The following is a 12,135-nucleotide window of genomic DNA, read 5'->3' as shown; positions in this document are numbered from 1 at the left end:
ATACTGAATGTTCGTTTCAAAGTCATCATAGAAGATAACTAAGCAATTATCTTGGTATAACATAATGTCTCCCTTATGGATGTTATTGATATTCTTAGGTTTTGCTGAAAATGTTTGAGAGAAATTATAATATTTTTCATTGTTATTTAAGTCTTGCATCGTTATTTCAAATGGCAAGAGTGCTTGAATTTCAGTTGCTACAGGGTTATCAAACAAAGTCGCAGAGAAGTTATAGTTGTCAATGCTGATAGTAATAGTAGACAACCAATTACCTCCTTTAATGTGTTTAGCTATTTAAAACGCATAGGCTGGTTAAATTTGTTTGTCTATTTAAATTTTAAATGTAAGAACAACTGCCTCTTATCGAGTCACTTATTTCAAATAAGTTTGGAAGAAGTGATCTATTTTATCAAAAGGAATCACATTAACTTGATCATATAAGTCAGTGTGAACGGCTTCTGGAATGATATGCAATTCTTTATTATCGCCATTCAATTCTTGATAGATATCTTTACTAAAGTAAACAGAATGTGCATCTTCACCATGAATTAACATTGCGGCACTTTGTAGTTCGTTAACATATTGCAGAAGTGGCATATTCATGAATGATAAAGGATTAGTTACTGTCCATCCACGATTAGAATTGAGTGATCTAGGGTGATAACCGCACCCAGTCTTGTAATAAGCATGATAGTCTTTGACGAATTGAGGCGCATCATCTGGTACGGGATCAATTACACCACCAGCGAGTTCTGGGTCTTGTGATGCATAATCTAACGTACGTTGTTTGTTTAGTGATAATTTCTTCTCGTGGCGTTGTTCTGCACTATCCTCCTCATCATAGTAACCATTGGCGTTAATACGACTCATATCATACATAGTGGAAGTGACTGTGGCTTTGATACGAGTGTCGATTGTGGCAGCATTCAGTGCCATACCGCCCCAACCACAGATACCAATAATGCCGATACGATTAGCATCTACTAGGTGATAGTTACTTAAGAAATCGACCGCTGCTTGAAAGTCTTCTGTATTAATGTCAGGCGATGCTACGTAGCGTGGTGATCCTGAACTTTCTCCTGTAAAGGAAGGGTCAAAGGCGATAGTCAAATAACCTTTTTCTGCCATAGTTTGTGCGTATAAACCAGAAGATTGTTCTTTTACTGCTCCAAAGGGTCCACTCACTGCTAAAGCTGGTAATTTATCATCTTTGGATGCGTCTTTCGGAATATACATATCTGCGGCAAGTGTAAGACCATAACGATTCGTAAATGTAACTTTAGTATGTTCAACTTTCTCACTTTTAGAAAAAGCTTTATCCCATGTTTGAACTAAATTTAGAGCTTGATTCATTATTAATTCCTCCTAAGATATTTAATTTATTCTTCGTTAATCAATATTTTTAACAACTTTAGCTGGGCTACCCATAACGATAGTGTTAGGGGGCACATCTTTGGTCACTAAAGCATTAGCGCCTACGATTGCGTTCTCTCCTACTGTGACACCTGGAAGAATGGTCGCATTTGCGCCAATCCATGCATTCTCTTTAATCGTGATAGGTTGAACGATTAAACCTCTACGTTGAGACGGGTCAGTCGGGTGGTTCACAGTGAGTAAGTTGGCTCTCGGACCTATTAGCACATGATCTTCCAGTGTGATACCACCTAAATCAGTTAACATGACGTTACTATTGATAAATACAGATTTACCGATAGTTATGTGCTTGCCGAAGTCTGTATATAGCGGTAGATTGATGGCTACGCTTGCATCAATTTCTGAGCCTGTAATAGTTGAGAGGATGTCCAGGGCTTCTTCCTTATCGTGATAATTGTTGTTTAAATTGTGAATTAATGGTGCGTTCTTATCTACAATTTCATGTATTTCGTGAAAAACTTCTTCATTTTCTTGGACAATTCGATTTTGGATATTAGTACTTAAGACATTTTTAGCCAATAATTTAACACTCCTTTCGTAACTTATTACATGTCTTATGATATGGTATAATTTCAAATATTACCAATGCTTATACTAAATAAATGATTATGCTTTTTAAGTATATAAAAGGAGAGAAGTTCAAAAATGGAAAATAGAGTACTACGTTACTTTTTAACAGTAGTTTCAGAAGGGAATATTAGTGCAGCTGCTAAGCTCTTACACATCACACAACCCACGTTGTCACGTCAACTAAGGGATTTAGAGGAAGAGTTAGATACTGTGTTATTTATTAGAAAAGGAAAACAGATTGAACTCACACAAGAAGGTTATTACTTATTCAATCAAGCGAGAGATATTATTAATTTAGTAGATAAAACGGCAAGAAATATCACAAATAAGAAGATTATCGGAGAAGTTGCGATTGGAATGGCAGAATCTGAAGTAAATCGCAGTGTGATGAAAGCAATTAAGGAAGTGACTCGTGAAGAACAAGAAGTGAAGTTTGATACTTTTAGCGGTAATGGAGAACAAATCTTAGAAAAGTTAGATAATGGTTTAATCGACTTTGGAATCATTGTAGAGCCTATTAATAAAGTGAATTATGAAAGTTTACCATTGAATAATCAGGACGTATGGGGAATTCTGACACGAAGAGATTCAGAGCTAGGGGAGTTAACTTCTGTTTCAGCGACCAGATTATTCAATCAACCGCTTATCATTTCAAGACAAGATGGCGTAAAAACGATGCTTGCTAATCTTTTAGAAATAAATGAAGTAGAAATGAACATTATTGCGAATTACAATTTACTGTATAACGCATCTTTAATGGTCGAAGCAGGCATAGGTCATGCGATATGTCTGGACGGCATCATTAATACGACAGGTACGGATTTGAAGTTTATACCCTTTGATAATGAAATTACTTCAAGTTTGAGTGTGATTTGGAAGAAAGAACGTGCATTATCATTATCTGCGCAACTATTTTTGAATAAGTTGAAAGATGTATTAAAAGAAGAGGAGTAAAGTGTTCATTAAATACTTTATTTAGAATATTAATTTTTATAGTAAACGCTATCCTATGTATCAAATATATTAATTATTATCAGTTGTATATGACTCTATGATTTAATAGATTTAAAATTATCTAAGTATTTTAAAGATGTATAGAGAGAAGATTTTTAGAAAACTACTTGCATTAAAGGTTCTGTATATTATGATTAATTTAAGTGAATCGAATGATTTTGAACATTTTCAAATAGCTAAAGCGTAATCAATTTATCGTTGGTGGTATAAGGAAAGCGAGACAGCGCATCTTATCATCAAAGATATGAACTAACATGAGAATTAAAAGTGAGGGAGAACAACATGACTAAACTCGTTTCGATTATTGTGTCAGTATATAACAAGGAGAATTTCTTAAATCAGTGTATAGAATCGTTAATTAATTTAGAAATAGATAAAGACAGAATTGAGGCTATCTTTGTGGACGATTGTTCGACAGATCGCTCTGTGGAGATGGTTAAAAGTTATGAAAAGGACTATGATTTTATTCGATTAATTCAATTACCTGAGAATACAGGGAGTCCTGCTGAGCCGAGAAATGTGGGAATTCAAGAGGCTCAAGGTAAATATATTACGTTATTGGATGCGGATGATTGGTTAGATACAGAAGGTTTCCCTAAGGTAGTTGAAAAAGTAAATACAGATGATGCTGATTTCGGTATCGGTCAGAGCTTCAAACATACTTCTAAAGGTGTGGGCTATCATGGTAAGTTCACAAATTATAAGGATGAATCTCACTTAAAGCCACAAGATATCGAGAAAATCTTTAGAGCTGTGGGGCCACCAGGAAAGCTGTTTAAACGTTCACTTGTTGTTGACAATGACATTCAATTTGAGCATATGAAGTATGGAGAAGATAAGTTATTTTTCTTCCAACTCTTCTCTAAAGTGAATGATATTACGATGACTACGATACCGATGTATCATGTCAATCGCTATGACGACAATGTCTCGTTGATCAAACAAACGTCCATGTTAGAGAAAGCGAGATTGAATTTAGAGATTCTCAATCGAACTTGTGACATGGAGATGTCTTCAGAGCTTAAGCGAATGGCGTTATCTCGAGTGCTTGAGATGGACTATATTGCACGTTTCTTACGCACGCGAACTTTTGTGAAATCGCCTGATAAACCCGCGTTTTATGAGATTTTTGATGAAGTAGAACGTAAAATGAGTGAGTGCGGTTTTGAAGTTAAGGCTCTGATTACGGATCCAATATTTGAAATACTGCATACATTTTATCATCAGGCAAATGAGGAAGAATTTATCAATTTCGTATCAGATGTTGTGTATAAAAGATGGAAATTTACGATTCAAGATGGCAAGATTTATCGCAATCTTACGCGATTTTATGAATTGTTTGAACCTCTTGCGGTGGATTGCTATCCAGTTTATGAAGGTACGCATGTGATTAAGGGTGAAAAATATGAGGTTATTCGTGTCTTTAAGGCAGATAATGTCACAATTCAAGCGGTGAAGGCGGTTGAAATCAATAATGTGCCAAATGAAGCGGAATTGCCGTTTGAATATAAGGATGGCAGAATTTATGTTTCACATGAAGCATTTAAAAAGTTAGATACTGTGGATGTGAATTTGAGTGTTGAATATGGAAAAGGTGAATTCTCACTCGTGTATGCTTCATATCCTAGCTTTAATGACCTATACCAAATGAAACGTCAAAATTTCAAAGTCGAGTTGATGAATAAAGAGAAAGCACAACAAAAAGTGGACTTGAGCGATAAATATTTTACAAAAGTGCCAGGGCCACTCATGACATTGAAGAAAGTGAAGCGTTATGAAGATATCGCGTTCAAAGCACCTATTGAGACCGTGGAGGCTGGAACAAGAGTTGAAGCGGTGGATATTCAACATACGTCTAAAGGCACGCCACGCCTCGTATTACAAGATGGTAGTATCTTGACGGCAAACAAGGACTTTGTGGCGTTAATTGATACTTCAAATTTAGATCAATATATCACTGACGTGCCTCAGAAAGTGAAAATTTCTAAAACATGTAAACTGTATGATACACGCACGTTTAAAGGTGAAGCGGTTCAAACGCTTAAAGTCGGTAAGAAATTGACAATTAAGGACATTATTTATACCAAAAATTCAACACCAAGATTAGTGACGCAAGATGGACTGTTCCTCACTGCGAATAAAGACTTTGTAGAAGTAGTGAAGTAAAGGGTGGTTAGAGTCATCCAGAACCTCTAACATCTATATAAATATTGAGATTGCAGAATAAAGAATGAGTAAAGCCATCACGATATTGAAGGCCGTTTGATGGCGCGTTAACCATTCATTAAGTACACTTCCGGCAAATGCCCAAATTAAGAGACAAGCCCAACCGATAAATACACTAATAATTAGGTCAATAAGTACCCACGTGGAGTCAGTAGCCATCGGAATGATGAAAGCACCCACTAGCGTGATAAAAAATAATAGAGATTTCATATTGAGTACTTGAAGGATAAAACCGCTTTTAAAGCTTTTGTAGGCTTTGGAAGTGGTTTTTCCATTATTTGAAGTGAGTATTTTATAAGATAAGTAGAGAAGATAAATAAATCCTAAGTATTTAAGCGGCGTCTCGATGTATTGAATATAATTGCTAAATAATAATACGGCGATATAAGAAATTAAGCCTAGAAATACGAAGCCTGAAAGAATACCGAAAATAAAGTTTTTACCATCACGAAAGCCATAAATTCGTGTCGCATTCATCATAAACAAGTTGCTTGGTCCAGGAGTAATTGAAGTAACAAAGACATATATTAATAGAGACAACATATTATCGACCTACCTTCCTTGTGTTATTATATGAGGGTAGGTTATTATAAGTAAAATTAATGTTAATAATAGTAGTATTAATTTTACTAATTCTAAAAGGTGATTATGCGATGGAAATAAGACAAGTGAAAATCATAAAAACGTTAATTGAAACAGGAAGTTATACGAAAACGGCAGAAATACTGAATTACACGCAATCGAACGTGACGCAACAGGTGAAGTTGTTAGAGAGAAACTTAAACCAAAAGTTGTTCGATTATCGACAAAAGCAGCTACATCCGACCTCATTTCTTAAAGAAATCATGCCCATGATCAATCAAATTGATGATGCATCACAACTTATCCAACAAGCGTCAAAACATAAGTCGGCGATTCGTAAAGTGAGAATTGCTGCACCAGAGTCATTGATGATTAGCGGTTTGAGTGAAGTCATTAAAAATATGATTCACTACTATCCACATATTGATATTAATCTTCAAAATAACAGTTGTAGTATGAATCACCAGAAATTACTTGAAGATGAGGTGGACATTGCTTTCGTTTTAAATGACGGCGTGCATCATGAGAAGTTAGAAGCGACGCAAATTTGTGAAGAAGAAGTAGTCATCGTGGCACATAAGGATGCTCCTGATAACTTTGATGAATTGTTGAATGATAAGCAGTATAATCATTTCGTAATTAATGAAAAAGGATCAGTTTATCGTAATATGTTTGAACAAATTGTACATGATTATCAAATTGAAATTAATAAAACGACAGAATTATGGAGTATTGGCGTCATTAAATCATTATTGTTGGATAATATTGGATTTTCTTTCTTACCCTATCGGACTGTTAGAGAAGAGATTGAGTCACAACAGTTAAAGATTATTGAGCCTGAATTCTCTATAGATAAGCTTGGGACTTATATCCTGACAAAGCCCTATCCTTGGAATAAAGATATTAATCAGCTTGTGATCGATGAAGTAGGAGAGTTGTAGATGTGGTGGGAGTTGGGAAATAGTGCTTTCTTAGGGATGGCAGTATGAAATTTAGTGAATGTATCTTTGACGCTCCTATGCATTTTTAAGTGGACATTTGTTGTCCACTTTATTTGTTTAACTAGGTGTGTGAAGCGGTTTTTAAAATATGTGACCGTTTGATAATCAATGCATAGGAGAGATGAGATATGAGTGAAAGTTTATGGAATGAGTTAGAAGAATTTTGGGATAAGGAAAATGTTGAAGAAAAACCTGAAAAATATCAAGAATTGTATGAAGACCCTAAAGAAGACTCTCAGAATGTTGAAGAATTTTCATGGGTACATGAAAAGGATAATTTAAATGCTAAATCACAATCAATAGCTTGGGGTATACCTAACCACGTATTAGGAGATATTGATAAGGCTAAAGTAGTTGTTGGATTACTTAACCCTGGAACTCTTATAACGGATGAGGAGGCGAAAGAATATACTACAATAAGAGGTTATATTAAAGAAGAGTTAGAAAGAGAGAATAGTAATAATCAATCAAATGAAGTTTATCTAGGTGATTCAAATAACAAAGATCAGTTATATGAATTTTATCGTAATCATATATTATCTAAAGAAAATGTTCTTTCTATAGAATTAAAAAGATTTTACGAGTTATATAAAGAGAATCCAAGTAACTTAAATTGTTTGTATAAAAACAAAGGGGAAGCTTTTTCTTCAATTGCATATTATTTAAAAAATTATTACTGCCATTCTTTAAGTGAAAAAGGCACTAAATATAGAATAGCTATAGAACATTACCGTTCTATTTTTGAAAAAATGTGTGAAGTTAAAAATGTAAAAAATGATATTGAAAAAGATTTTGAAGAAGCTCTTTCTAACATGAGTATTGCTAATATTGAATTAGTTCCATACCGATCTAATAAAGGTAAGGCGATAGGTAATATAGATGGTCTAGAAAGTAGTAAATTAAGTGCAAAAATACTAATCAAAAAAATTCTAAGAGATCTAGATACAATAGTTATTTTAAGAAGCCTTGAGGGATGGGAAGGTTTGTTTAAAATTGTTTGCGAAGAAAAAGGTTTTAATTTTGAGAGAGATATTGCTCCAAACATATACGAATTCAAAAATCAAAACGGCGCAATATCTAAAGATAACATAGTTCCATATTTAAGCGAAGAAAATGAGAGTTCTAAAAGTATTGATGAAGTAATTGATGAATTAGGGGATATTATAAGTTTAAAAGATTTTGAAACAGAATTAAATAAACTACTAAAAGAAAAGAATGAGAAAGAGCAATAGGTTACGCTATTAAATAGAAAAATGCACCCCGAGAACTTACCTCTGGGGTGCACTTTACACTTAGTATCAATTTTTCGCCTTTACAACTACTCTCCATCCATCTGCTCTTCGAACTCATCCAGCAACTTACGCACTTCATCAGTTGAATTAGTACTCATCAACTCGTGACGTAAACCGCTCGCACCTCTGATGCCGCGAACGTAAATCTTGAAGAATCGACGCAAACTCTTGAATGGGCGACCAGTGTTTGCTGAATATTTATCAAATAATGTGAGATGGAGTCTTAATAAATCTAATAATTCTTTTGTGCTATGTTCACGAGGTTCTTTTTCAAACGCAAATGGATTGTGGAAGATACCTCGACCGATCATAACACCATCGACACCGTATTTCTCGGCAAGTTCAAGACCAGTCTGTCTATCTGGAATATCACCGTTAATCGTCAACAACGTATCCGGTGCAATCTCGTCACGCAAAGTCTTAATCGCCTCAATCAATTCCCAATGGGCATCGACTTTACTCATCTCTTTACGCGTACGAAGATGGATAGAGAGATTAGCAATACCTTGCTTGAAGACGTGTCTCAACCATTCTTTCCACTCTTCAATTTTATAATAACCTAAACGTGTCTTAACGCTGACAGGAAGCCCACCTGCTTTCGCTGCTTGAATAATCTCTGCCGCAACTTCAGGACGGAGAATCAGGCCAGAACCCTTACCCTTGCTCGCGACGTTGGCTACAGGACAGCCCATATTCAGATCCACGCCTTTAAAGCCCATCTCAGCTAGGCCAATACTCATCTCGCGGAACTGCTCAGGCTTGTCACCCCAGATATGCGCGACCATTGGCTGTTCATCTTCACTAAAAGTCAGACGTCCACGCACGCTGTGAATGCCTTCTGGGTGGCAGAAACTCTCTGTGTTAGTGAATTCGGTAAAATACACATCAGGTCTCGCAGCTTCACTGACTACATGACGGAAGACGATGTCCGTCACGTCTTCCATTGGTGCCAGAATGAAGAACGGGCGAGGTAATTCACTCCAAAAATTATCTTTCATAATCTATTAAACCTTCTTGTTTAGTAATATCGAAATTTATCCATGATGATACTACCACAAATCTCAGACTTATACAAAGGTATAGCGATACGACTCAGAAAGTTGAGAGGGAAGTCTGCTGGGAGTCTAAAAAAGACTGAACTAGAAGTTTTTAGAGGATTAGTTAACTAAAAGCGTTATGCAGTTTCCCCATTAATATCTTAATTTATATAGTTAAGATATTGTGGAAGTGCATAACGCAAATTTATTTATAATATCTTCTTAAATCATTTAAGTTCTTCTTAGTAGTATTGTATTCTTTTTCTGTGTATTCGTAAGAGTCTTCGTTCTTATAAGGAACTAAGTTTGATTCTAACCTATTAGCATAATCTAAATGCTCAAATAATAAATAGGCTCTTCTCATATGAGATTGGCTTGTAATAAGTGTGATATATTGAAAGTGGTGAGAATCTATAATTTTCATAGAGTAAACTGCGTTTTGTATAGTATTAGTCGATTTTTCTTCTTTAATAATTTTATTTGCAGGTACATCATGATTAATAAGCCACTTTTCCATGGCTTCAGCCTGGGTAATACCTGCTATCGGTTTACCTCCTGAAACAATAATTTTTGATTCAGGGTTTTTCTTATATGCCTTTAAGGCTACAGATAATCTTTTCTTAGATGATAATTTTAACCTTCCATTGTCTGTCAGTGAAGTTCCCAATACAACATAGGCATGACTTTGTTGTTGGTATATTTTAGTTATTTTATCTTGTAAAGGCATATACTTTATATCGTCGAGACCCCATACTTTTATGCTATCATCGCTTAAGTTTCTGTTAGTTAACATAAACCCTATGAAAACTATAGCTATTGTAATAATAATGATAAATTTTTTCGAAGACATACTTAAAGACCTTTTATTCGATTATAGACATTTAGCGAATTATTTCCTTCTGTATATTCTACTAAATTTTTAAACCGCTCGATATAAGTTGAGTTCTGTTGTTGTGAATAATTCAATTGTATAGTTGAGAGTAATTTAGAATCAATGGTATTAACTATGTCACCGAATGCATTATAACTTTGTAATATATTAGGTGCACCATACTCGCTCTCTGCCTTCTCTTTATCTCCCCAGAAAAATATTATATTGCTTCCACCTGTAAATGCATAAAAGCTAATAGAAGAATAATCAGTTATTACCACTTTTGATTTTAATAAGGCATCTTTAATATCATCTAAATAAAGATATTGCTTAAAGTTTTCGTAGGTTTGTGGAAATTGTTCTTCTAAAATTTCTCTAGCCTTAGGATGGAGTATAATATTTATATTTTTGTCTTTAAACCAAGCATTGTTAGTTATTAATTCAATGAATTGTAAGTATCTATCTAAATAGGAATCCTTTTCAATTTTTCCTGTTAAATCCCAGGGTCTCCATGTCAAAATAAATGTTATTTCATCTTGTGGGTAAGTATTTTTTACGTATAAGTCTAAGTTAGGGGTTCCTTCTTGTATAAGTTGGCTAGGTTGATAATCTGTGTATTGGTGGAACATAAAGCTTTCTAAATCAGAATTAGTCACAATGTAGTCAGGGGCTATAGGTACACGTGGATTATAATATCCTCTTTCAAATACGTTTGTCGCTAGCGAGATGCCATGTTGTAAAAAGATTTTTTTATCGGTGTTTAAGATTTTTTTCTTCAACAATTTACTATTGTCATATAACGATCTCAATATGTGCGTAGAGAGATCAGATGAAATAAGACGCTTAGCTTTAAAGATATATTTGAAAGCACGTATCGAGTTATGTGCGATTACTCTATCCTTACCGTAATAACGCTCTAGTTCTTTAAAACGTTCATTTTCTTTACTTAAGATAAATAGCGCATCTTCATCTTGGGCTTCCAAGGCTACTTTAAAAACTTCAAATGCTAATTCACTTGCCCCTTTACTAAACTTTTCAAAGTATACGTCTTTCTTTTTTGACGTAAAGATACTTAAAAATTTTCCTATCTTTTCTTTAAGTGGAACAGTAAATTTAAGATGGTCGGTTATTACCAATACTAATTGTCCACTTATAGACTTTCTTAAAAATGTAGTAATTTCTTTCTTTTTTAAATTATACCTTTTAGAAGAATATACGTAATGATTTCTATTATATTTATCAAAGCCTCTAAATTTTAGTTGATAATAGTAGTTTAAATTATTGTTGTTAACACTTTTTATATAAAGAGGGTTATTAATTTCACTACTGTTATTATATTTTGTGAACAAATCTTGTAATGGAATTTTAGCGTAACCTATGTGGAATGGTAAAAAGAATTTATTCGTAAATTCTCTAAAAAATTTACGTATCTTCTTAGAGAATAGGTATTTAAATTGATAAGTTAAACTTTTATCATAGCCGACTGCTAAGTTTACTGTCTGCATGTTTGCGTATCTAAATCGAAGTACTCCGAAAACGTAAAGAGAATTACCGAATTTAAATGTTTTCACTCTATGGGGTGGTGTTGATTCTGCTTTTTCTAAAACTTCTTCATTAGAGAGCCTGGAATGTGGTTTGAAAATCATAAATGACAAATTACCATTAGGATCTATATATACTGCTATTTGAGTTCCCTCTAACTTAGGGTTTCTGTAACTTCAAGTATTTTAATCTTTCTATCCTCATTAGTATAATGAACGATTTCAGTATTATGATAAATATAAAACTTTCTAAAAGGCAACCTCTTCTTTTTATTTATAACAGAGATAAAATTAAAATCATGCATCCCATCTTTCAATTTTATATTATCCTTAAATCTCTCTAGATACATTCCCTTCACTCCTAAAGCATAAATAAATAGTGATACCTAGTAAGTATCACCAATAGTTAGTAATTATAACTAGATATTTACACATTATATTATAATACTTTATATGTTGAAATCAATACATTATAAAAATTTATATGTATGTTAGATATATATATAGAAAGACAAGTTTTTTAAATATATTTATTTCTTTAGTAAATAAGTTAAATTAGTAATAAAG

The 12,135-nt window shown here is 33.8% G+C and carries 11 protein-coding genes; 4 read left to right on the top strand and 7 right to left on the bottom strand.

Translation table 11 applies throughout. The annotated features are described in order from the left end of the window. The 3 genes from CD126_RS10895 to CD126_RS10885 form a co-directional block, all read right to left on the bottom strand. On the bottom strand, positions 1 to 264 hold a 264-nt coding region (locus CD126_RS10895; protein WP_240626089.1), incomplete at its 3' end, for a cyclophilin-like fold protein. 108 nt (positions 265 to 372) lie between these two features. Next, positions 373 to 1,353 carry an alpha/beta hydrolase gene (locus CD126_RS10890; RefSeq protein WP_049406313.1) on the bottom strand — a complete coding sequence of 327 codons (981 nt, stop codon included), beginning with the start codon at positions 1,351 to 1,353 and terminating at the stop codon, positions 373 to 375. A 36-nt stretch (positions 1,354 to 1,389) separates the two neighbouring features. Further along, positions 1,390 to 1,953, bottom strand: coding sequence for a DapH/DapD/GlmU-related protein (locus CD126_RS10885; protein WP_186311579.1), 564 nt, complete (start codon positions 1,951 to 1,953; stop codon positions 1,390 to 1,392). A 126-nt stretch (positions 1,954 to 2,079) separates the two neighbouring features. On the opposite strand from CD126_RS10885, the gene CD126_RS10880 reads away from it, so the two are divergent. Together CD126_RS10880 and CD126_RS10875 are read left to right on the top strand one after the other, a co-directional pair. Further along, a complete protein-coding gene (locus tag CD126_RS10880) occupies positions 2,080 to 2,958 on the top strand; it encodes a LysR family transcriptional regulator (protein WP_103370499.1) in 879 nt (292 codons plus the stop codon). Between the two features lie 342 nt (positions 2,959 to 3,300). Continuing rightward, positions 3,301 to 5,184 carry a glycosyltransferase family 2 protein gene (locus CD126_RS10875; protein ID WP_049406316.1) on the top strand — a complete coding sequence of 628 codons (1,884 nt, stop codon included), beginning with the start codon at positions 3,301 to 3,303 and terminating at the stop codon, positions 5,182 to 5,184. A gap of 33 nt (positions 5,185 to 5,217) precedes the next feature. Here the strand turns inward: CD126_RS10875 and CD126_RS10870 are convergent, their stop codons facing one another. After that, positions 5,218 to 5,787: a LysE family translocator gene (locus CD126_RS10870; RefSeq protein ID WP_103370498.1), complete on the bottom strand. Its 570-nt coding sequence runs from the start codon at positions 5,785 to 5,787 to the stop codon at positions 5,218 to 5,220. 110 nt (positions 5,788 to 5,897) lie between these two features. Here CD126_RS10870 and CD126_RS10865 point away from each other — a divergent pair, with 110 nt between their 5' ends. After that, positions 5,898 to 6,767 carry a LysR family transcriptional regulator gene (locus CD126_RS10865; protein ID WP_049406320.1) on the top strand — a complete coding sequence of 290 codons (870 nt, stop codon included), beginning with the start codon at positions 5,898 to 5,900 and terminating at the stop codon, positions 6,765 to 6,767. 188 nt (positions 6,768 to 6,955) lie between these two features. Continuing rightward, positions 6,956 to 8,059, top strand: coding sequence for a hypothetical protein (locus CD126_RS10860; RefSeq protein WP_103370497.1), 1,104 nt, complete (start codon positions 6,956 to 6,958; stop codon positions 8,057 to 8,059). Between the two features lie 86 nt (positions 8,060 to 8,145). Here CD126_RS10860 and CD126_RS10855 read toward each other — a convergent pair whose 3' ends face one another. The 3 genes from CD126_RS10855 to CD126_RS10845 form a co-directional block, all read right to left on the bottom strand. After that, entirely contained in the window at positions 8,146 to 9,117 is a 972-nt protein-coding gene (locus tag CD126_RS10855; protein WP_049406323.1) for a tRNA dihydrouridine synthase, read from the bottom strand. A gap of 244 nt (positions 9,118 to 9,361) precedes the next feature. After that, positions 9,362 to 10,006, bottom strand: coding sequence for a YdcF family protein (locus CD126_RS10850; RefSeq protein ID WP_049406325.1), 645 nt, complete (start codon positions 10,004 to 10,006; stop codon positions 9,362 to 9,364). A gap of 2 nt (positions 10,007 to 10,008) precedes the next feature. Next, entirely contained in the window at positions 10,009 to 11,673 is a 1,665-nt protein-coding gene (locus tag CD126_RS10845) for a CDP-glycerol glycerophosphotransferase family protein (RefSeq protein WP_232620106.1), read from the bottom strand. Positions 11,674 to 12,135 lie beyond the last annotated feature (462 nt).

The sequence above is a fragment of the Staphylococcus pettenkoferi genome (assembly GCF_002902685.1).
Taxonomy (GTDB): Bacteria; Bacillota; Bacilli; order Staphylococcales; family Staphylococcaceae; genus Staphylococcus; species Staphylococcus pettenkoferi.
Note: the sequence above shows the minus strand (reverse complement) of the source record. Positions and strands in the feature narration are given on the sequence as shown.